At 44.4% G+C, this 20,916-nt stretch carries 19 protein-coding genes and 1 other annotated feature; of the genes, 14 read left to right on the plus strand and 5 right to left on the minus strand.

Going from position 1 to position 20,916, the window contains the following annotated elements; all coding sequences use genetic code 11:
* Positions 1-888, minus strand: a sequence feature (16S ribosomal RNA rRNA prediction is too short).
* 1,069 nt (positions 889-1,957) lie between these two features.
* From thrS to GCWU000325_RS00305, 11 genes are all read left to right on the plus strand, one after another.
* Entirely contained in the window at positions 1,958-3,901 is a 1,944-nt protein-coding gene (gene thrS / locus GCWU000325_RS00255) for a threonine--tRNA ligase (RefSeq protein ID WP_006253837.1), read from the plus strand.
* Positions 3,902-4,003: 102 nt separating this feature from the next.
* Entirely contained in the window at positions 4,004-4,648 is a 645-nt protein-coding gene (gene infC, locus GCWU000325_RS00260; protein ID WP_006253838.1) for a translation initiation factor IF-3, read from the plus strand.
* A gap of 70 nt (positions 4,649-4,718) precedes the next feature.
* Positions 4,719-4,916, plus strand: coding sequence for a 50S ribosomal protein L35 (rpmI, locus tag GCWU000325_RS00265; protein WP_006253839.1), 198 nt, complete (start codon positions 4,719-4,721; stop codon positions 4,914-4,916).
* A gap of 79 nt (positions 4,917-4,995) precedes the next feature.
* Positions 4,996-5,340: a 50S ribosomal protein L20 gene (gene rplT, locus GCWU000325_RS00270; protein WP_006253840.1), complete on the plus strand. Its 345-nt coding sequence runs from the start codon at positions 4,996-4,998 to the stop codon at positions 5,338-5,340.
* 630 nt (positions 5,341-5,970) lie between these two features.
* Positions 5,971-6,393, plus strand: coding sequence for a sugar 3,4-ketoisomerase (locus tag GCWU000325_RS00275; RefSeq protein WP_006253843.1), 423 nt, complete (start codon positions 5,971-5,973; stop codon positions 6,391-6,393).
* 2 nt (positions 6,394-6,395) lie between these two features.
* Positions 6,396-7,370, plus strand: coding sequence for a GNAT family N-acetyltransferase (locus tag GCWU000325_RS00280; protein WP_006253844.1), 975 nt, complete (start codon positions 6,396-6,398; stop codon positions 7,368-7,370).
* The gene (locus GCWU000325_RS00285) at positions 7,352-8,443 is read left to right on the plus strand and encodes a DegT/DnrJ/EryC1/StrS family aminotransferase (protein ID WP_006253845.1); all 1,092 of its coding nucleotides are present in this window, start codon (positions 7,352-7,354) and stop codon (positions 8,441-8,443) included. Before GCWU000325_RS00280 ends, GCWU000325_RS00285 begins: the two co-directional genes overlap by 19 nt.
* A 13-nt stretch (positions 8,444-8,456) precedes the next feature.
* Complete coding sequence (locus GCWU000325_RS00290) at positions 8,457-9,263, plus strand: glycosyltransferase family 2 protein (RefSeq protein WP_006253846.1); 807 nt, start codon at positions 8,457-8,459, stop codon at positions 9,261-9,263.
* Positions 9,263-10,069 (plus strand): glycosyltransferase family 2 protein, encoded by an 807-nt coding sequence (locus GCWU000325_RS10845; RefSeq protein WP_006253847.1) that lies wholly within the window; start codon positions 9,263-9,265, stop codon positions 10,067-10,069. Before GCWU000325_RS00290 ends, GCWU000325_RS10845 begins: the two co-directional genes overlap by 1 nt.
* The gene (locus GCWU000325_RS10850) at positions 10,050-10,943 is read left to right on the plus strand and encodes a glycosyltransferase (protein ID WP_006253848.1); all 894 of its coding nucleotides are present in this window, start codon (positions 10,050-10,052) and stop codon (positions 10,941-10,943) included. Before GCWU000325_RS10845 ends, GCWU000325_RS10850 begins: the two co-directional genes overlap by 20 nt.
* A gap of 36 nt (positions 10,944-10,979) precedes the next feature.
* Positions 10,980-14,279 (plus strand): DEAD/DEAH box helicase, encoded by a 3,300-nt coding sequence (locus tag GCWU000325_RS00305; protein ID WP_006253849.1) that lies wholly within the window; start codon positions 10,980-10,982, stop codon positions 14,277-14,279.
* On the opposite strand, the gene GCWU000325_RS00310 is transcribed toward GCWU000325_RS00305, so the two are convergent.
* On the minus strand, positions 14,255-14,986 hold the full coding sequence (locus GCWU000325_RS00310; protein WP_040599034.1) for a tRNA threonylcarbamoyladenosine dehydratase: 732 nt from the start codon (positions 14,984-14,986) through the stop codon (positions 14,255-14,257). The genes GCWU000325_RS00305 and GCWU000325_RS00310 overlap by 25 nt on opposite strands.
* A gap of 592 nt (positions 14,987-15,578) precedes the next feature.
* On the opposite strand from GCWU000325_RS00310, the gene GCWU000325_RS00320 reads away from it, so the two are divergent.
* Together GCWU000325_RS00320 and GCWU000325_RS00325 are read left to right on the plus strand one after the other, a co-directional pair.
* Positions 15,579-16,172 (plus strand): RNA polymerase sigma factor, encoded by a 594-nt coding sequence (locus GCWU000325_RS00320; protein ID WP_006253851.1) that lies wholly within the window; start codon positions 15,579-15,581, stop codon positions 16,170-16,172.
* Positions 16,173-16,307: 135 nt separating this feature from the next.
* Positions 16,308-16,694, plus strand: coding sequence for a rhodanese-like domain-containing protein (locus tag GCWU000325_RS00325; RefSeq protein ID WP_006253852.1), 387 nt, complete (start codon positions 16,308-16,310; stop codon positions 16,692-16,694).
* A 58-nt stretch (positions 16,695-16,752) separates the two neighbouring features.
* Here the strand turns inward: GCWU000325_RS00325 and GCWU000325_RS00330 are convergent, their stop codons facing one another.
* The 4 genes from GCWU000325_RS00330 to rsmG form a co-directional block, all read right to left on the minus strand.
* On the minus strand, positions 16,753-18,060 hold the full coding sequence (locus GCWU000325_RS00330; RefSeq protein ID WP_006253853.1) for an Nramp family divalent metal transporter: 1,308 nt from the start codon (positions 18,058-18,060) through the stop codon (positions 16,753-16,755).
* Positions 18,061-18,169: 109 nt separating this feature from the next.
* Complete coding sequence (fldA, locus tag GCWU000325_RS00335; protein ID WP_006253854.1) at positions 18,170-18,679, minus strand: flavodoxin FldA; 510 nt, start codon at positions 18,677-18,679, stop codon at positions 18,170-18,172.
* Between the two features lie 131 nt (positions 18,680-18,810).
* On the minus strand, positions 18,811-19,455 hold the full coding sequence (locus GCWU000325_RS00340; RefSeq protein WP_006253855.1) for an MBL fold metallo-hydrolase: 645 nt from the start codon (positions 19,453-19,455) through the stop codon (positions 18,811-18,813).
* On the minus strand, positions 19,449-20,081 hold the full coding sequence (gene rsmG / locus GCWU000325_RS00345; RefSeq protein ID WP_006253856.1) for a 16S rRNA (guanine(527)-N(7))-methyltransferase RsmG: 633 nt from the start codon (positions 20,079-20,081) through the stop codon (positions 19,449-19,451). The genes GCWU000325_RS00340 and rsmG overlap by 7 nt, the downstream gene beginning before the upstream one ends.
* A gap of 637 nt (positions 20,082-20,718) precedes the next feature.
* Between rsmG and GCWU000325_RS12475 the strand changes: the two genes are divergently transcribed.
* The gene (locus GCWU000325_RS12475) at positions 20,719-20,847 is read left to right on the plus strand and encodes a hypothetical protein (RefSeq protein WP_006253858.1); all 129 of its coding nucleotides are present in this window, start codon (positions 20,719-20,721) and stop codon (positions 20,845-20,847) included.
* Positions 20,848-20,916 lie beyond the last annotated feature (69 nt).

The following is a 20,916-nucleotide window of genomic DNA, read 5'->3' on the forward strand; positions in this document are numbered from 1 at the left end:
CCCCAGGTGGAATACTTAACGCTTTCGCTGGACAACTCGACCTAAACGGCCGAACTGCGAGTATTCATCGTTTACCGTGCGGACTACCAGGGTATCTAATCCTGTTCGATACCCGCACCTTCGAGCCTCAGCGTCAGTTACGCTCCGGATGGCTGCCTTCGCGATCGGAGTTCTTCAGGATATCTAAGCATTTCACCGCTACACCCTGAATTCCGCCATCCCTGCGCGTACTCAAGAAATATAGTTTCAACTGCATAACAGAGTTGGGCTCTGATATTTAACAGCTGACTTACACTCCCGCCTGCGCTCCCTTTAAACCCAATAATTCCGGATAACGCCCGGACCTTCCGTATTACCGCGGCTGCTGGCACGGAATTAGCCGGTCCTTTTTCTTCAGCTACCTGCAATGACACCACACGTGATGCACTTTATTCACTGATAAAAGCGGTTTACGACCACAAGGGCCTTCATCCCGCACGCTACTTGGCTGGTTCAGGCTCTCGCCCATTGACCAATATTCCTCACTGCTGCCTCCCGTAGGAGTTTGGACCGTATCTCAGTTCCAATGTGGGGGACCTTCCTCTCAGAACCCCTACCCATCGAAGGATTGGTGGGCCGTTACCCCGCCAACTTCCTAATGGGACGCACCGCCATCCATCACCGCCCGAAGGCTTTACTCAATCATACATGCATAAAATTGAGACCATCAGATATTAATCTTGCTTTCGCAAGCCTATCCCTGTGTGATGGGCAGGTTCGGTACGCGTTACTCACCCGTGCGCCGGTCGCCGGCATACTTAGCAAGCTAAGCATCCGCTGCCCCACGACTTGCATGTGTTAAGCCTGTAGCTAGCGTTCATCCTGAGCCAGGATCAAACTCTACATTGTATATCTCATTTTTTCTTTTTCCGATTCAACGAGTTGAATGTAAAAAGGAATTTGACGATTCTTGTACTTCTCTTTTACAAGAAAACATACTGCTTACCGAATAACAATCCAGAAAATGCCGAAGCATCATCGGATTGAAACTCTTTCTGCTTCTTCTGCATAAAAGTCTATGGAATTCTTTCAAAGATCGCTTTCTTGATGCTAAACCAAGCGCCTCGGCGCTGGAAAGCGAGTGCAAAAGTAGAACAAAATATCATTACCACCAAACACACAACAAACTTTTTTACGCAAAAACGAAAATAATTCCGGAGATGGCAAAATTTGACATGCAGAAATAGCAGAATAAAGAAAGCCTAATTGAGAGACACCCTCCCTGCTCTTCTATTCGCCACTTCATACGTTTTTTCTTTTTTTTGACTAAATAGGCTTTTCTACCTTACACAAGAGCTACTTTACAGAAGACCGCAAAAAACAACGAAAAGCACAATACCGAGTATCTGAAAAAGAAAGAATCAGAAGCCAAAGGTACACATTATATATAATAGAAGAAAGAGGAGGCAAAAACTGGAAGAACTATAAGAAGAGGCGCAAAGAATAATGAGATAGGAGATGTAGGCAATGAGAGAGAAAAGACGAATAACGAATAAGGAGGTGCAAGTCGAAAGAAATGAAAAAGGAAATATAAATGAAGCGAACAAATTATAGAAATAAGGAGAGCAGGAGAAAAAGCAAAGAAGACAAGACCTCAAAGAGTTTTCGACGAAATTCGAAGGTTTTCTCTCTTGATAAAAATTGCTTCATATCACGATAAAAATTGCTTCACATCACGAGCATAAACCATTTTCATCACGAGAATAAATAAAGATTGTGCCTCAAACGATATAAGACATCAATGGATCATTATATTTTAATGCGTTCAAGAGTTGGATTTTTTAGAGATTGGGAGCGATTATACTTATTGTTGAGTGCCGTATCTGTGTAATAAGCAAACAAAGCTCCTTAATCTCTCAAATTATCTCAAGTATTACGGCGATATTTTGTAACTTTGCATCAAATTCAAGGAGGTCATATGATTAAAGTTACTTTCCCGGATGGTTCTGTCCGCGAGTTTGAAGATGGAATTACCGGTCTACAAATAGCTGAACGCCTATCTGCGCAATTAGCGCGCGAAGTTCTTGCATGCAGTGTCAATGGAAATATAGTGGAACTTAATCGTCCGCTCACCGAAGATTGCACTCTAAAGCTTCTAAAATGGGATGATGAAGAAGGCAAACACGCTTTCTGGCACACGAGTGCCCACCTCATGGCAGAAGCAATGCAGGAATTGTGGCCGGGCACACAGTTTGGTATCGGACCAGCCATAGAAAAAGGTTTTTATTATGATGTTATGCCACCTGAAGGCGTGACTATCACTGAAGCAGACTTTGCTAAAATAGAAAATAAGATGCACGAATTGGTTCAGAAAAAAGAACCTCTCGTGCGCAAAAGCATTTCTAAGACAGATGCGCTAAACTTTTTTGAGCAGCATGGTCAACATTATAAAAATGAATTAATAGCCGACTTGGCTGATGGTACGATTACGACCTACACACAAGGCAACTATACGGACCTTTGCCGCGGCCCTCACCTTCTTAATACGGCTCCAATCAAGGCTATCAAGGTTATGGCCGTCTCCAGTGCTTATTGGAGGGGTGATGAAAAACGGCCTCAGATGACGCGTGTCTATGGTGTATCTTTCCCGAAAAAGAAGATGCTTGATGAGTATCTGCAACTTCTTGAGGAAGCAAAGCGCCGCGACCATCGCAAAATAGGCCGTGAAATGGAACTCTTTATGTTCTCGGAACTGGTAGGTAAAGGCTTGCCGATATGGTTGCCGAAGGGAACTGTTTTGCGCCAGCAGTTGATGAGTTTCTTGCGCAAGATTCAAAAGCGTTTCGGATATATGGAGGTAATAACACCACATATCGGTTCTAAAAATCTTTATGTCACGTCCGGACACTACGCTAAATACGGCAAAGACAGCTTCCAAGCAATTCATACACCGGAAGAGGGCGAAGAGTATATGCTCAAGCCGATGAACTGCCCCCACCATTGTGCCGTTTATTCTTGGCAGCCTCATTCCTATAAAGATCTGCCGCTCCGCATTGCAGAGTTTGGAACAGTGTATCGCTATGAGCAGAGTGGTGAGTTGCACGGATTGACCAGGGTTCGCGGGTTTACGCAAGACGATGCCCACATATTCTGCCGCCCGGATCAGGTTAAGCAGGAGTTCCTTCGCGTTATGGATATTATTATGATTGTATTCCGCGCACTCAACTTTGAGCAATTTGAAGCACAGATCTCTTTGCGCGACAAAGTAAAGCGCGAAAAATATATCGGTTCAGACGATGTGTGGGACAAAGCCGAACAAGCAATCATTGAAGCCTGCGAAGAGAAAGGACTTCAGGCGAAGATAGAATATGGAGAAGCGGCTTTCTACGGCCCGAAACTCGACTTTATGGTTAAGGATGCTTTAGGAAGACGTTGGCAATTAGGCACGATCCAAGTCGACTACAACCTTCCCGAGCGCTTCCAATTGGAATATACGGGCGAAGACAGCAAAAAGCATCGTCCGGTTATGATTCACCGCGCGCCATTTGGTAGTTTAGAGCGATTTACGGCCGTACTAATAGAACATACAGGCGGACATTTCCCGCTCTGGTTGATGCCTGATCAATGTGTTATCTTGCCTATTTCAGAGCGATTCAATGACTATGCACACAAAGTCAAAGAACAATTAGAGGCTGCCGGGATTCGCGCCAACATAGACGAGCGAAACGAGAAGGTTGGGCGCAAGATTCGCGACAACGAAATGAAGCACATCCCATATCTTTTGGTTGTCGGCGAAAAAGAGCAAGCCGATGGCAGCGTAAACGTCAGAAAGCAAGGCGAAGGGACGCAAGAAACGATGACGATTCCAATGTTTGCCGAAAAAGTGCTCAAAGAAGTGGCCGAATTGACTGAGAAATATTGATCAAAAGAGCAAATCAGTGAAGTACAAGGTAAAAACATAGAATCTGCTTTGTACTTCACTAATCTTTTACTACTTTTGCCGCCGAATTTATAAAAGAAATCAGTGAAGAACGACAAGAAAAAGTTGCAATATCGCATCAACCGGCAAATCCGAGTGCCGGAAGTACGCATCGTGGGTGATGATATAGAGTCACAGGTAATTGCGACCCGTCAAGCCCTGCAACTTGCGGAGCAAAAGGGTCTCGACTTGGTTGAAATATCCCCTAACGCTCAGCCACCGGTATGTCGTATTATAGATTATAGTAAGTTCCTCTATCAACAGAAGAAGCACCAGAAGGAGCTTAAGGCCAAACAGGTTAAGATTGAAGTCAAAGAGATTCGTTTCGGTCCTCAGACTGATGAGCACGACTACGATTTCAAGCTCAAGCACGCCAAGGAGTTTTTATCCGACGGCAACAAAGTGAAGGCCTATGTCTTCTTTCGCGGTCGCAGCATTTTGTTTAAAGAGCAAGGAGAAGTTCTTTTGCTGCGCTTTGCCAACGACTTGGAAGAATACGGAAAGGTCGAGCAGATGCCGGTATTAGAAGGTAAGCGAATGATTATCTTCTTAACCCCCAAAAAGACTGCAACTCCAAAGCCGGCAGAAAAAGCTGAAGCATCTGCATCTTTCAAAGAAGAGCGGAAAGCTCCACAGCAAAAAGCGAAGAAAGAATATGCCGGCCCAAAAGTAGAAGGAGAGGATTTTTAGTTCAAGAAAAGTTGTGCGCGCTGTGTTTGGTATCTCACGCAGCCGCCTTTAATCATAAATAATAAAGAAAATGCCAAAAGTAAAGACAAACTCCAGTGCGAAGAAAAGATTCGTTCTTACCGGCTCAGGCAAAGTTGTTAGACGCCATGCCTACCACAGCCACATCCTGACCAAGAAGACGAAGAAGCAAAAGCGCAATTTGGTTCACACCGCCATTGCCCACAAGTCAAACGTTAAGCAGGTACGCGAACTTCTTTGCCTCCGCTAATTCACCAGAGTTTCAAATCGGATGTTTAGCTCCAAAGTCCGCCTATGCGCGGCGCTAGCATCGCAAAACAAGAAAGAAAATGCCAAGATCAGTAAATCACGTAGCTTCGAGAGCTAAAAGAAAAAGAATCCTCAAGTTAACCCGCGGTTATTACGGTGCCCGCAAAAATGTTTGGACCGTTGCAAAAAACACATGGGAGAAAGGTTTAACTTACGCTTTCCGTGATCGTCGCAACAAGAAGCGCAATTTCCGCGCATTGTGGATCCAACGTATCAATGCAGCAGCTCGCCTTGAGGGTCTCTCTTACTCTCAGTTGATGGGCAACTTACATAAGGCCGGTATCGAGATCAACCGCAAAGTGCTTGCAGACTTAGCAGTCAACAATCCCCAAGCATTCAAGGCTATCGTAGAGAAAGTGAAATAAATTCTCATAAGAACAATTATTGAGCGTATAATCCTTTATGGGTTATGCGCTCAATTGTTTTATGGCCACTTAACCAATCCCCTTTAGGGTTTCATCCTCCATCGTTACGCATCCGATCATACAGACCTCATTATAAGCACTAATTTTACTTACACAGTAGCGATTAAGGCCAGTCCCGTAGCGATCAACGAGCCATAAGGCTTGAAAAACAATCAAAAAGCTTGAACGCCTATGCGGCACAGCGTATTTTGTGGCATTTCTCTCACGAGAAAAAAGGTGTACCCTCACGAGCGCAAAGTTGTACGCACGTGATCGTACGTTTGTACGCTCACGAGCGTACAAACGCAAAATGATCTTTGGTGGCGTGAAATCAAGTGGAGCGTAGAAAAAATTCTTGCCCTTTTTGCTCATAGTTGGGAGTTACGCCTTGTGGCAAGCCGTATCGAGCAGCGACTGCTTGGGCGGCATCATTAGTTAAAACACGTAACGATGGGCAATTAGCGCTACTTTCGACTATTCGTCGATAGGCGGGAGTCCAATCCGGCAACTCCGACAAGAAATAAAGCCTACCCTTTGTTTGTAACTTAATTAATATATATCTTTGTACTTATTCCAAGATGTTTAACCCCTATGTCAGCTACCACAAAGAAAGATACGGCGCAATTAATTTCTTTCCCTGCTTTCAAAGATAGCAGAGGAGAGTTGTGCTTCGTGCAATCCGGGGCGCCCCCACTCCCTTTTGATCCGAAAAGAGTCTTTTGGATTTATGGCGTACCCGAAGGTCAGCAGCGAGGTTGCCACGCTCATCGTACTTGTGCAGAACTTGTCTTTGCCGTAAATGGGAGCGTAAAAATCACAACCATAGATCGGGGTGAGCAAAAAGCGTATATACTCAACGATCCGACGGAGGGACTCTTTATTCCGCCAATGGTTTGGTGTCAATTAGAGGATTTTTCAGACAACTGCGTCTGTGTTTGTCTCGCTTCAGAAGCGTACGATACGGACGGATATATTAACGACTTGTCTCAATTCAAAAAAGAGTTAGGCCTATAACGATGCAACTTATTCCATATACAACTGAAAGGAAAACGATGTGGGATTGTTTTGTCAAACAATCTCGCAATGCTACGTTCCTTTTTTATCGCGATTATATGGAATATCATCAAAGTAGGTTTGAAGATGGTTCTTTGCTCTTTCTAAATGAACGCGGCACGTGTTGCGGCTTACTGCCCTGCAACTTGCTTCCACACGAGGCGACCATCGACTCACACGGCGGCTTGACCTATGGAGGTCTGCTTTTAGCCAAAAAGACCTCAGCGGAAGAAGTGAGAGACATGCTCAGATCTACGGCAGACTATTACATCGCAAAAGGCTATAAGCAGCTTATTTATAAGCCTATTCCATACATCTATCACCGTTATTCGACGCAAGAAGAGCTGTATTGGTTGTTTCGCGCAAAAGGGCAATTGATCAGTCGTGCGTTGTCCTCTACGATAAGCCTAACTGATCCGTTAGCATTTAGCGAACTTCGGCGGCGTAAAGTGAAGAAAGCGAAGAAAAATGCCTTAGCGATACGTCGAGGAGACGAGCAAATGCTTGTCGATTTTTGGAATTTACTAACTGCAACTTTGAAATCCTATCATCAAGTAGCCCCCGTACACAACATTGATGAGATATTGCGTTTAAGAAGTCTGTTTCCCAAAGAAATATCTGCATTCTGTGTATATGAAGGCGAGCAACTGGTGGCCGGCACCCTACTCTACATAGCCGGACAGACAGTGCACGCCCAATATATTGCAGCCAGTGAGCGCGGCCGTATGGAGGGGGCTTTAGACTTTCTTTTTGATCAATTGATTGAAAAGTATAAAAACGAAGGAAAAACTTACTTCGACTTCGGGATTTCTACGGAGCAGCAGGGCGCAATACTGAACCAAGGCCTGCTCTTTCAAAAAGAAGGCTTCGGCGGCCGAGGGGTTTGTTATGATGCTTACAGCGTCGAATTAGAGAATTTATGCACATACCTTTCTTAAATGTAAAAGCCATCACGGAAAGTTTTGAACCGGCACTCTCGGCAAGCGTCAGAAAAGTCGTCCTTTCCGGTCGTTATTTGAATGGTGAGGCAGTGCGACAATTTGAAACGCGCTTCGCCTCTTTCCTGGGTGCGCGCCATTGCATCGGTGTGGGCAACGGGTTAGATGCTTTGACGCTCATCTTGACTGCGATGAAGCACATAGAGGGCTGGGACAGCGAAACGGAAGTAATCGTGCCGGCCTTTACCTTTATAGCCACAGCCGAAGCGGTCGTACGGGCTGGCTTAAAACCACGCTTTTGCGACATAACAGAGACAACTTACACGTTAGATCCCGCATCAGTCCGACAACAGCTCACCCAACATACACATGCTATCCTGCCGGTGCATTTATATGGACACGCTTGTGATGTTTCATCATTTAAAAGTATGGGTCTAAAAGTGATAGAAGACGCCGCACAGAGTCACGGAGCAGTAGTTGGTGGGCAAAAAGTAGGCACATTAGGCGATGCTGCCGGCTTTAGCTTTTATCCGGGTAAAAATTTGGGTGCTTTAGGAGATGGCGGAGCCGTCGTTACGAACGATGATGATTTAGCCAATCTCATTAGAACTTTGGCCAATTATGGGGCAAAGGAGAAATATTATCACGAGGTGATGGGCGTAAACAGTAGGTTGGATGAGATACAAGCAGCTGTTCTGAGTCTGAAATTAGAGCGTTTGGAACAAGACAACGAACATCGTCGCAGAATAGCCGAAATTTATAATCAAGAGATTCGCAATCCGAAGGTCAAAATGCCTTATAAGGGTGAGGTTAAGGATAGTGTGTTTCACATATATCCCATACTTTGCCAAGAAAGAGAAAGGCTGCAAGACCATTTAAGACAGCTGGGCGTAGAAACGCTTATCCACTACCCTCTCCCACTGCATCAGCAAAAAGTTTTTTCAGTTTATAAGGATCTACATCTGCCCATTGCAGAGCGCATTGCAAAAGAAGAGCTCAGCCTTCCGATAAGTCCTGTGATGACGACCGAAGAAGCTCGATACGTAGCCAATTGTATAAACCAATTTACTTAACATACTCAGCATCATGACCATCGATATCTTAATCTGCTCTTACAACAAAGGCATCGTACGTATGGATGATGTCTTACTTCCACCTCAAGAGGGGATTCATTACATAGTTTCTTATCAGTATTCTGATGAGCGCTACTTAGATTTAATTCCAAAGTTGCTCTTGGCGCGCACAGATGTAACCATCTTCAAATATAAGGGTCAAGGCCTGTCCGTTAATCGCAACTTAGCCATAGAAAAGGCTTCGGCGGACCTTATCATGTTTGCCGATGATGATACCCACTTGTCGCCAAATGCTTTTGAAGAGGTTCGGAATGTATTTGAGAAATATCCGGATTTAGATATAGCGTTCTTCAACGCCAGCACTTATACGGGCAAACCCCTTAAGAAGTACCCTAAAGAAGAGATGTGGCTGACCGGAATGCCACAGGGCTATACGATATCTGCCATTGAGATCGCGGCTAAGCGGGAGTGCGTCCAAAATAGGTTGCGCTTCGACGAGCGTTTTGGGCTCGGTACAAAATTTCTGACGTGCGGAGAAGAGGAAATCTGGATGGAAGATGCAGTAAAGGCGGGACTAAAGATGCGCTATTTCCCCATCAAAACAGTTGAAACCTCAACGTTACTAAAGAAATCGCTACTATATATCGACGCCGGCGTGCAACGTAGTTTCGGTGCCGTCACCTATTATAAATATGGAAAGAAAGCTTGGCTGATTTGCTTCAACTTTGCGTTGCAAGCAGCAAAAGATGGCTATTGTCATTTTTGGCCAATGATGAGACATTTTTCAGAAGGTATCCGCTATATGAAGAGGACAGAATAATGCCATCAAAGATTTTAGAAGTCTTAATCTGTACGATAGATCATCGTATTGAGCATGCGTTGCGCGTACTCTTAGAACCACAGCCACATATTCGATACCTGATCGCTTGGCAGCAAACATCAGAGGCAGTGCTCTCGGAGTTCGCGCTTCCAGAGAGAGAAGACCTTCGCATTATAAAAAGCTGCGGGAAAGGCTTAGCCAAAAATAGAAATGTGGCGCTGCGCAATGCATCGGGAGATATTCTGCTAATTGCTGATGATGACAATCGCTACACGATCGATTACTTGAACCAGATTTTAAAAGCCTTCGAACGCTTCTCGACAGCCGACATCATTACCTTTCAGGCGATAGATATGGACAATCGCCCGCTCAAGCGCTATCCGCCAACTTCGTTCTTTTATCATAATCGCCCAAAAGGTTTTTACATAAGTTCGGTTGAAATCGCCTTGAAGAAAGAAGCAGAGTTACCATTCTTTGATGAGCGCTTTGGTTTAGGAGCCGATTTTTTAAGTTGTGGGGAGGAAGAGAAATTTATTGAAGATGCGGCTAAAGCCGGGCTGGAGATAATCTATGTTCCCTGTGTCATTGTAAAAACACCTGCGGAGACATCTGGCTCAAAATTTCACGAGGAAGTCGGCATCAGAAGATCTAAAGGAGCTATTCTTTATTGCATTCACGGATCTATGGGCGCTTATTTACGTAGTTTCAAATACATTCTGTCTCTACGTCGACTCCCTTTAAAGCAACGCTACTCTTTTCTGAAAGATATGCTTACCGGTATTCATTATGTCAAAGCGACTTCCTAACCATCCTCTCATTTCGATAATCGTTCCCTTTCATAACAGGGCTGCTTACTTACGAAGGACGCTTCTTTCTATATTTAAGCAGGTCTATAATCCGGTAGAGCTTATTTTAATCGACAACAACTCTACCGATGATTCTATGTCTGTCTGCGAATCTTTGATTAGCGTTGCTCCCTTTCCTATCCAAATAACTAAAGCTTCCAAACAAGGTGCTTCGGCAGCAAGGAATGAAGGGGTAAGGTTAGCACAAGGCGAGTATTTATTCTTCTTCGATTCGGACGATGAGATGAGCGAAGACTTCCTTTCTGATGCGCTTCCATTCTTAGAAGATAATGATATTGTCTCGGCGCCAACAAAGATGATTTTTGCAAATGGGGCTGCGCGCTGCAGAAAGATTTATCCAAACGCTTCGGTAACTGATCAAATCCTAACCGGAATGCTTTCGACACAAGGTATGATCATTCGAAAGGCGTTCTTTGTCGACTCCGGAAGCTGGAATGAAGACTTACCTAAATGGAATGATTGGGAATTAGGCGTTCGCCTACTGCTTCATCGCCCTCGCATTCATTGGTTGTCCAAGTCTTACCACAAGATATATCAGCACGAAGATAGTTTGACCGGTCCTTCACTCGCAAAGACTATCCGGCAAATTATGCCGGCCATAAACGCGGTAAGCCAACTGCCATTATCACCGAAAGAGCAGCAAGCCTTAGAAGCGCGAAAAGTAATCTTGGCTGCCGAACTCGCCAGAGAAGGGAAGCAAGACGACGCTATACAATTATATAAGGGGCAACTGAAATGGTTGTATCTGTATACAAAGTCAATACATAAAGGCGCCTGGTGGCTCTACCGCTCTTTCCACAAGCTATTTCATTGATCAGTTCTCCTCCACTCCAATCAAAATACACTCAGAATGAATAGCTGTGAACCATTAGACGAACTCAACATTTTAAGGACGGTAGAAGATCCCAGAGAGTTTCATATCGGCTTGCGTCATTTGCTTAGAGACATTTTAGAGAAGGCATTGGAGGCATCCGACTTAAAGTTTTCAGGCCCCTATCCCCAGCTACATTATTTATATATCAAGCGAAAAATAAGTAAGGAGACCTTTTTGTTAGCCAATGCCTTTAGAGCAAGAGCAGAGCAGTTGGCTTTACCGGAATTAAAGCAAAAAAGAGAGGAGTCGATCGCTGCTATTGCCTTTCTTATCGAAGAACTTTTTACAGTCAAAATCCCGGATTGTTGGGGTATAGCCCCGAAGACCACTTTCTTATTACAGCAGGAGCGCAGGGAGATTAAGCAAACTTACGTGCGGGCCTTTGTTTTAGATTGGAATGAAGCAACGATACAAGTCCACCTCAAATCATACGGTGATAAGGTCTTTAAACTGGCTTATCAAGGTGACGATAATAATGGAGATTGGGCGTATTTAGAACAACTCTTGTTCCCAAATGCCCAATTAAACCTCATCCATCCACAATTTAATGGTGAGCATATCACTTGCGAACTCGTTATATTAGAGCCGGATTGCCTATTAAATATCTCTGCCGTGGCTGCTTGCATAAGCACCTATTCGCCCTTACAATACCTTTTATCCAAGTTTGAGCCTTCGATAAGCCATAAATCTTACATCTTATTAGGTAATTTCGCGGGCCAATTGCTTGATGAGGCCCTCAATCAAGCGGAAAAGACAGATTATACCAATAGTGCGCTAAATTTCTTCCGAAAAAACGCCTTAAGTCTCTTGGCTGCTGAAGACTTAAGCACCTTCCATAAAGAGGCTAAACAGCAAAAGGCGAATATCGACAAAGCTATTCAAGCGATAAAGAAAGATGACCCGTTCGCTCGCACGGATCAGGCGATACTGGAGCCCTCTTTCTTTTGCGAAATGTTAGGCTTACAAGGGCGTATGGACTTATTGCAGGAGGATTTTCGACTGCTTATCGAGCAAAAAGCCGGTAAGTGGGACGAATGGAGACAAACTCACCAAGAGGCTCATTACGTACAAATGCTGCTTTATTTGGCTTTGCTTCACTTCAACTTCAATATTAAAAACGCGGACGTCTCTTGTTATCTACTCTATTCTAAATATTCTGAGGGCCTACGTCGTGAAGGTCCGGCACCGCGTTTGTTAGAAAGAGCTATCAAGTTGCGCAATCAAATCGTCGCCAACGAATATCTTTTTTCGCAAGAAAGAGGTCGCACGATGATTGAGCAACTTCAGGTCGAACAACTCCGAGAAAAAGTAGGTATCAACGAAAAATTCTGGCAAAACTACTTGGCACCGGGCTTTCAAACTACACTGCAAACGATCCAAAACGCGCCAACACTTGCGAAAGACTACTTCTTCCGCTTCTTCCGTTTCATAGAGCGCGAACAATTGCTCTCTCATCTGGGTTCTTCGGCGCAGGCGGGAGATGGCTTCTCTTCTTTATGGAATGCTACACTTGAAGAGAAGAGGGAAAATGGCAATATCTTGGAGCAGTTGAAGCTGGAAGGTGGTCATAAGTTTACGCCCAAGAAAGGCTTTGATCAACTGAGCTTATCTGTTACTGCGGTGAACGACAATTATCTTCCCAATTTCAGAAAGGGAGACAAGGTTGTAGTCTATAAGTATAAACGAGAAACTACGCCCGACGTAAGAAAGACGATTGTCATACGCGCTACCATAGAAGAAATTACGGATACGAAGATTACGCTGAGGCTAAATGCGCCGCAGAAGAATCAATCCGTATTTTCCACACCCAAAGGTTACGCTTGGGCGATTGAACATGATCTTACTGATACCTCGCGCTCGCTATATCAAGGCTTATTCTCCTTTCTTCAAATGCCCAGCTCTCGCAGAGATGTCCTGCTTCTACAGCAAAAGCCGGCTGTGCGCACTTACCAACGCAAGGGTGAATACGGGTCCTTTAATGAGTTGGTCGAGCGAGCCTTGTCTGCAGAAGATTTCTTCTTGATTGTGGGCCCTCCGGGTACGGGAAAAACCTCCTTCGGACTGATGAATATATTGCAAGAGGAGCTTTTGGATCCCTCTGCACTTGTTCTTTTGACAGCTTATACTAATCGGGCAGTAGATGAGATCTGCAGTAAATTAGTGAAAGCCAACTTAGATTTTGTCCGAATCGGAAAGTCCATCACCTGCGAACCTGCTTATCGCCCTTATCTATTAGAGGAACAATTGCAGGCGGCAAACAATCTTACGGATGTCTCTACGATCATCGGGCGTCATCGCATATTTGTTGGCACCACCTCTACCCTAATTGCCAACAACCAACTATTCTTGCTCCGCAGCTTTTCGCTTGCGATCGTCGACGAGGCTTCGCAATTCTTGGAGCCTCAATTGCTCCCCTTGTTAGCTGCTCAAACACGCCAAGGCCAATGGGGCATCCGTCGATTCATATTTATCGGCGACCATAAACAACTACCGGCCATCGTTAAGCAAACAGAGCGGCAATCAGCTGTCTATGAGCAATCTTTAAGATCCATCGGTCTGAAAGATTGTCGCGATTCGCTCTTCTCTCGCCTTTATCGAGCGTATGAAACTGACCCTAATCTCGTTTTCCATCTCAAAAAGCAGGGGCGTATGCATCCGGCCATAGCCGACTTCCCCGGCAGCTTCTTTTATGCCAATCTGCTTTCACCCATCCCCTGCCCTCATCAGGAGCAAAGCCTCCCTTATTGCGTTTATGAAGATCCATTAGAGACCATCATAGCCCAACATCGGGTCGCCTTTTTTACCGCTTCGCCTAAAGCACAAAGCGTTTCGGAAAAAACAAATCAGACGGAGGCTTCGTTTATCATACACTTGGTAAAAACGATTAAGCAGTTATATCATAAAAACAACTTGCCTTTCAGCAAGGATACGATAGGAATCATCGTCCCTTATCGCAATCAGATTGCTTTAATTAAGGCGCAACTGGAAGATGATCATACGGTCGACACGGTAGAGCGTTATCAGGGTAGCGAACGCCCCATTATTATCTACGGATTTACGGTACACCGCCAAGCGCAACTAAACTTTCTGACCGCAAATCGGTTTGAAGAAAACGGAGCTTTGATAGATCGAAAGCTCAACGTGGCTTTGACGCGGGCTAAAGAGCAACTTTTCCTTGTGGGCAATCCACAACTCTTAGAGCGAGATAAAGTTTTCCGCCAATTACTAACCTTTTGCAAAGATAAGGAGGCTTATTTTTCTGCTGACAACTCTTGACGCAGGCGCTCAATCACCAAATAGGCTATTCTTAGTCCGAAGCCGGCTGTAATATGTATCAATGAGCCGTTCGTACGTTCCTCATTGAGTAGCCCTTCTTTGTTTTCCAAAACCTCATCGCTAAAGACGCAAGGAAACTTCACAGCGGGGAAATCTTTTTCATGGCGAAATTTTCTACGCAAAGCTGCAGCCAGTGGGCAACCAAACACTTTCCAAAATTCGGCCACTTTGATTTTACCGGGATCCAACTTTCTGGCTGCGCCCATTGACGAGATAAAATAGGCCTTCGAGCGGCTGGCTTGCAAGATCAGTTCAGCTTTATCCGACAAACTATCAATAGCATCTACAACGAAGTCATATTGATTCAAGTCAAACAAATGAGCGTTCGCCTTCGAGTAGGTTTCGCAAAAGGTTTCGATGTGCGCCGCAGGATTGATCTCCAACAAGCGCTCCTTTAAGACGTCTACTTTGTTACGTCCCACAGTAATTGACGTAGCCATAGCCTGTCTATTTATATTGGAATGGTTAATACGGTCAAAATCAACCAAGGTAATGTGGCTTAGGCCCGTGCGAACAAGACTTTCTACGCACCAGCTCCCCACTCCGCCTATCCCAAAAACGATCAAGCGTTTTTGGGATAGCAACTGCATAAAATCACGCCCCAGCAGCAACCTGCTACGCAAAAATATATCTTGATGAGTCTCCATAACAAGCCGCAAAATTAATCGCCTAACGCGCTTTTTCCAAACATTCTTTCCCATAATCTTCCCAACAATAATGTACAACGCACTTCATCACGTGCAAATAGGCAAAATAAGCGCTTTATTCAGAACCGGTAATCCCTGCGCTCATTACCTAAGTAACCTACAAATCATTCAGAGCGAAAGAATAAGAATCGCTGCACGCTCAAATGTACTCCTCATCATGTTTTTTCTTAACAGAAATCAACTGATTTTCCCCTCGTCAAATCTGCCAAGCAAGATCTTTTGTCTACAACCCCTATCGTTTGCTGCCGGCAAACGATAGTTTGGTCGCAGCAAACAATGATTTGCTCACAGCAAACGATAGTTTGCCGCCACCAAACAATGAAGACGTTTGATGATAGAAGGTCATCATAGGAAAAGAAAAGCGTTGTTTTCAGGTCTTCTATGAGGCATTCTGCCACTTACTGACTTCCGCAACGTTAAAAGCTTCCATTTATTTTGTCATATAAAATGAGAATTTATATCTTTGCCGCGTAAACCAATTAAAAGAAAGCGCCTATTGAAGTAACATTACACAAACCAACAGTATTAAGTAATGATACAACTACGCTCCTACGCGGACGATGAACTCATAAAATTATATGAGGCCGGCGAGGATGAAGCTTTCGATGTCTTATTGGCACGCTACAAAGACAGGCTTTACACGTACATTCTATTTATCGTCAAAAATTCAGACATCGCGGACGATCTCTTTCAAGAAACGTTCGTCAGAGTAATTATGACGATCCGTCAACACAGATATAAAGCTACAGGAAAGTTTTATGCTTGGCTGACGCGCATAGCTCATAATTTGATTATCGACCAGTTTCGCACCGAACGCAGCGAAGGGCTCGTTTATGATGAAGAACAAAGTAACAATATCTTCAACAACGCACACCTTTCTGACGCTTCCATTGAGCACCAATTGGCCAATGAGCAGACGTTTACAGACGTTTGCCGCTTAATGAATCATCTACCCGACACGCAACGGGAGGTTGTGTATATGCGTTACTATCAAAACCTTTCCTTCAAGGAAATTGCGGATCAAATTGGCGTAAGTATTAACACGGCCTTGGGACGTATGCGCTATGCTGTCTTGAATATGCGAAAGATGGCCAAGGATTATGATATAAATTTGTCGATTTCCTAAGCGGAAACCAAGTTATAATCGCCCCTCATATATAATATTGTAGGCTCAACAACGCAGGTAAGCAAGCCTAACCGGCACTGCGTAATGTGTAATGTAAAAACGGCGTCGACGCAAATACGCTCAACAATTGTCCTTATGAAGAAATTGCTTTTCTCAATCTTAGCCGCCTTAGGCCTTTTCGCAAACGCCCAATCACAAAGCGAAGTGGAAGTCTTAGAATCACAAGCGTTTATCGAACGCGTTAAAGCTGATACGAGCGCTATTATTTTAGACGTTCGCCAACCGGAAGAATTTGCCGAAGGCCATTTGGCGCAAGCGATCAATTTGGATTGGTTGAATCAAACAGTTTTCATAAATGGCTTAGCCAAACTCAATAAGCAAAAGACCTATTACATCTACTGTCGGAGCGGACGTCGAAGTCAGGCGGCTGCCGGCAAACTCAAAGCTGAAGGCTTTCAAGTGGTAGACTTGAAAGGTGGCTATCTGCATTGGGTAGAATTAGGATTACCCGTAGTAAAATAAAGCACATCGAGCCCGCATGCATTATCTATTACAGTCTAAATCAATCTGCGAAAGTCGTTTATAGACTTTCAATCAATAACCACACATTCAAAATCGTCACAATCACAGCCAAGGAATAGAGGAACACTGTATTCCAAGGCTTATTGGCGTATTTTCCCATCACACGCTTTGAAGAAGTCAGGCTAACCTGAAGAAAGACCGTGAAAGGGAGCTGTACGCTTAATATCATTTGGGAAATAAGTAACCCTTGAAAGGGATTTCCTATAAAATAGATCATTACGAGGGCGGCTACAAGCGAAATAAGGATGCCATACATTGAGTACTTGGAAGTAGAATCATAGGCTTCGCCAAACAATCCTGAGAAAATACTGCCCGCAGCCATACCGCTCGTAATCGTACTTGCGATGCCGGCCAGCAAGAGTGCGATGGCAAAGATGGTAGCCGCGTTTGAACCCAACAATGGATGCAATAAGGCCTGCGCTTGCGAGAGTTCCTCGACGATCGTCCCATTATTGAAAAACGTTGTCGCAGCCAAAAGAATCATAGCGCTATTGATCGCCCACCCGATTACCATAGAAAATAATGTATCGAAGAACTCGTATTTCAAAGCCTTCTTAATGCGCGCCTCGCCTTTGAGATGGATCGCACGACTTTGAATTACCTCTGAATGCAAAAAGAGATTGTGCGGCATAACTACGGCTCCCAGCACACTCATGATAATTAAAAGCGAGCCCTGCGGCACAGAAGGAACTGTCCAGCCAACGATAGCTGCCGGCCAATCTATCTTTACCAAAAACAATTCATAGATAAACGACAAACCAATGATCGATACGAAAGTAATAATCACACGTTCTACACGCCGATAGGAGTTTGTAAACAGCATAATGACCACGGCTACGGTCACCATAAGAGATCCTATAATAATCGGAATGCCAAAAAGCATCTGTAAGGCTATCGCGCTGCCCAGAATCTCAGCCAAAGAAGTCGAAATGCTGGCTAAAATAGCACTCATTATTATAGGTCTGCCGATCCATTTTGGGGCATATTTTTCAGCAGATTCGCTTAAGCACAATCCGGTTACGATCCCCAAGTGCGCCACATTGTGCTGCAAGGCGATCAACATTATTGTAGAGAGCGTAACGACCCACAATAAAGAATAGCCGAAGGAAGATCCGGCCGCGAAATTGCTCGCCCAGTTGCCGGGATCAATAAATCCTACTGTAACCAACAAACCCGGGCCGATATAGCGAAAGATATCCAAGCCACCCCACGATTCTTTTTTTCGTGGCGGTTGAGATGATGATTCTGCCGGTGAATTTTGTGAAGCGGCTGATTGCTTTTGCTGCTGCGTTTTATCTGTTTGCATTTTCCTATCTCTGAATAAGCCGTCCAAATATACAAATAAGCGACAACGGAGCAATGGATTTCCGCTATCACTTATTCGTTATTGTCTATGTAAGTCTAAACCGGAGCGATTAAGCGCCCATCTCGCCCTTAAGCTGTTCAACCCAAGCGTTGATGCGCTCTTCAGTTTTGTCGCTTTCGTTGTCTTCGTCGATCGCCAAACCAACAAATTTACCATCTACGACTGAAGCTGATTCATCGAAAGTATAGCCATCGGTTGCTACCATTCCGATAAACGATGCACCGGTTCCTTGTATGTCATTATAAATATCGCCCAACGCACCGCAGAACGTATCAGGATAAGATGCTGAGTCGCCACAGCCGAACAAAGCCACTTGTTTACCCGACAAGTCTAAGCCTTTCAGCACGTCTACTCCATCATACCAATCATCTTGCAAGTCGCCGGCGCCCCAAGTAGAGCTTCCGAGCAGCAACACATCATAAGCTGCAGCAGCATCTGCGTTCAATTCGCTTACTTCGTGTACATCGCCGTCTGCAAGGCCTAATTTTTCAGCGATCGTTTTTGCAACAGATTCTGTATTACCTGTTGTTGAGCCGTAAAAAATTCCAATCTTCTTCATTGTTGTATCTATTATTTTTAAACGTTGCAAAGTTATAGTCGAGACTATCTTTCTACAATACCTAATAATAGTGATTTAAGCTGACTGAAATCTTCTTTTCGCTGTACAAACCTACCTATTTAAAGCGGTTTTTACCGCAAATAAGGGTTATACGCCCGTTCTTCTTCGATGCTCGTTGCATCTCCGTGACCGGGATACACGTTTACATCCGCAGGAAGCGTAAGTATTTTTGTCTTTAAATTGTCTATGAGTGCGGCCCCATCACCATAAGGGAAATCGAATCGGCCTATTTCATGCTTAAATAAGCTATCGCCACTGAACAAAGCTTTTTCAGCCCGGCAATAAAAGCATACGCCGCCCGGAGAATGGCCGGGCGTCTCGATAATCTCAAGCGTGTGGTTGCCAAACTTTATCTCATCTCGTCCGGTAAAGACATTGCCAAGCGGAGGTACAACTACCGAAATATTGCGATGCAAAAACATCGCCACTTGCCCGCTCACATCACCATAGAGTGCTACCTCCAGCTCATGCATCTCCGGTTTTATGCCGTAGGTGCTGTATACAAATTGATCACCAAAGACATGATCAAAATGACTGTGCGTATGCAAGAGGTGTTTCACCTGTATGCCTTCGGCGGCAATGTAATCGCGCAGAGCTTCCTCCTCTTCCGGCATCAGTGCGCCGCAATCTATGATGACGCCTTCCTGCGTTTCATCGTGCAAGACGTAGCAATTTTCTTGCACCATATTAAATATAAAGCGTTTAATCTTTAGCATAGCGTGACATAAACCACCTTTTTAGTGGCAAAGAAAGGTTCTTCAAAATAATTGCTCAAGTCCCACACCTCTGATTTCTTTTTATAGTGCTGCAACTCTTCGGTCAATTCTCCGCCCTTCAAGCAAACGAGGCCGTTGGGTAAGGCATTGCGCTGCGTCTTACTGATATTTTTGCGCACCAACTTCTCCATATCCGGCAAAGGCATCACTGCTCGACTGACGATGAAGTCAAATTTTTGCTTTTCTTCGATGACGTTTCTGTGGAAGGCTTTCACGTTCTGCAAATTCAGAGCTTCGATGACGGCCGATGCCACTTTGATTTTCTTACCGATGCTATCCAATAGCGTAAATCGCACTTCTGGAAAGAGAATGGCCAAGGGGATACCGGGAAATCCGCCTCCCGTACCCAAATCCATCACTTCCGTTTCCGGACGAAAGCGCAGGGCCTTCGCAATGCCCAGCGAATGGAGCACATGGTGCTCATAGAGATTGTCAATGTCTTTTCTCGAAATAACGTTGATCTTGCTATTCCAATCATGATACAAAGCATCGAGCTGCTCAAACTGCACTCTTTGTTCCGGAGTCAGAGAAGGGAAATATTTAAATATAATATCTACAGCATTCATGTCGGCGAAGTTACGCCAAAGCCCCGACTTCACAAAAGGATTGCAGGATGTTTTGGGCCGAAAAGGCATAAAACATCGTTTCCGCCCCAAGCAAATGAAATGCAGTGCGCTGTTTAGGTTATACCCTCTTAATATGGTGAAGAAAAGTACGCAAAACGAAAGCACGACATTAGAAAACAAGCTATCGCAGGTACAGAAAAAACAACAAACAACGCACTTCCTGCTCACGAATTACGCACCTCACCCATTTCCTCTCGTGAGCGTAAGATTGTACCATCGTGATGGTACGTCTTTACGCTCGTGATGAAAAAGGCTTACGCTCACGAAGGGAAGATTCGTTGATTGGTCGGAGGTGATACAAAACCTTGTCGTGCAGGCTTTTTTTCCGACTTAAAGGATACGCATCCTTACTTTACGAAGCTACATAGGCCATATTCATGAATTGCAAGCTACTCTGTTCGTGCTCCTCCTTACCGGTATGAATTATTTTCAAATGGGCTTCAGCAGCAATGTTGTCCTTTAGTCCTCCTAAAGCAAAAAAGCTGACAAGAAAAGCAGAAAATAATAGTAGGAATCACACTAAAAACGAAAAAATTACGTTTCATAATTAAGTAATCACGCTATAAAGTTATCGTCTATGACAGAATCTCTACCTTTGCGGACAAGTCCTAGAGAGGAAACATTAGAGTTTATCCGCCAATTCGCTCGTAGTTTCAGACCGGAACTCATAGAGACATCTACAAAATCAGACTTATCGCTCAACTGATTTCGCCTTATGTGGCCCTCAATCTGGCTACAAGCGGTATCATTTGAGCCTTTATTGAAATCTATTGCT

The sequence above is a fragment of the Alloprevotella tannerae ATCC 51259 genome, from assembly GCF_000159995.1.
GTDB lineage: Bacteria > Bacteroidota > Bacteroidia > Bacteroidales > Bacteroidaceae > Alloprevotella > Alloprevotella tannerae.

Excerpts from the sequence above, each read along its gene's own strand:
- thrS (WP_006253837.1), top strand. The coding sequence starts at position 1,958 with ATGATTAAAGTTACTTTCCCGGATGGTTCTGTCCGCGAGTTTGAAGAT.
- rpmI (WP_006253839.1), top strand. The coding sequence starts at position 4,719 with ATGCCAAAAGTAAAGACAAACTCCAGTGCGAAGAAAAGATTCGTTCTT.
- rplT (WP_006253840.1), top strand. The coding sequence starts at position 4,996 with ATGCCAAGATCAGTAAATCACGTAGCTTCGAGAGCTAAAAGAAAAAGA.
- GCWU000325_RS00275 (WP_006253843.1), top strand. The coding sequence starts at position 5,971 with ATGTCAGCTACCACAAAGAAAGATACGGCGCAATTAATTTCTTTCCCT.
- GCWU000325_RS00280 (WP_006253844.1), top strand. The coding sequence starts at position 6,396 with ATGCAACTTATTCCATATACAACTGAAAGGAAAACGATGTGGGATTGT.
- GCWU000325_RS00285 (WP_006253845.1), top strand. The coding sequence starts at position 7,352 with ATGCACATACCTTTCTTAAATGTAAAAGCCATCACGGAAAGTTTTGAA.
- GCWU000325_RS00290 (WP_006253846.1), top strand. The coding sequence starts at position 8,457 with ATGACCATCGATATCTTAATCTGCTCTTACAACAAAGGCATCGTACGT.
- GCWU000325_RS10845 (WP_006253847.1), top strand. The coding sequence starts at position 9,263 with ATGCCATCAAAGATTTTAGAAGTCTTAATCTGTACGATAGATCATCGT.
- GCWU000325_RS10850 (WP_006253848.1), top strand. The coding sequence starts at position 10,050 with ATGTCAAAGCGACTTCCTAACCATCCTCTCATTTCGATAATCGTTCCC.
- GCWU000325_RS00305 (WP_006253849.1), top strand. The coding sequence starts at position 10,980 with ATGAATAGCTGTGAACCATTAGACGAACTCAACATTTTAAGGACGGTA.
- GCWU000325_RS00310 (WP_040599034.1), bottom strand. The coding sequence starts at position 14,986 with ATGGAGACTCATCAAGATATATTTTTGCGTAGCAGGTTGCTGCTGGGG.
- GCWU000325_RS00320 (WP_006253851.1), top strand. The coding sequence starts at position 15,579 with ATGATACAACTACGCTCCTACGCGGACGATGAACTCATAAAATTATAT.
- GCWU000325_RS00325 (WP_006253852.1), top strand. The coding sequence starts at position 16,308 with ATGAAGAAATTGCTTTTCTCAATCTTAGCCGCCTTAGGCCTTTTCGCA.
- GCWU000325_RS00330 (WP_006253853.1), bottom strand. The coding sequence starts at position 18,060 with ATGCAAACAGATAAAACGCAGCAGCAAAAGCAATCAGCCGCTTCACAA.
- fldA (WP_006253854.1), bottom strand. The coding sequence starts at position 18,679 with ATGAAGAAGATTGGAATTTTTTACGGCTCAACAACAGGTAATACAGAA.
- GCWU000325_RS00340 (WP_006253855.1), bottom strand. The coding sequence starts at position 19,455 with ATGCTAAAGATTAAACGCTTTATATTTAATATGGTGCAAGAAAATTGC.
- rsmG (WP_006253856.1), bottom strand. The coding sequence starts at position 20,081 with ATGAATGCTGTAGATATTATATTTAAATATTTCCCTTCTCTGACTCCG.
- GCWU000325_RS12475 (WP_006253858.1), top strand. The coding sequence starts at position 20,719 with ATGACAGAATCTCTACCTTTGCGGACAAGTCCTAGAGAGGAAACATTA.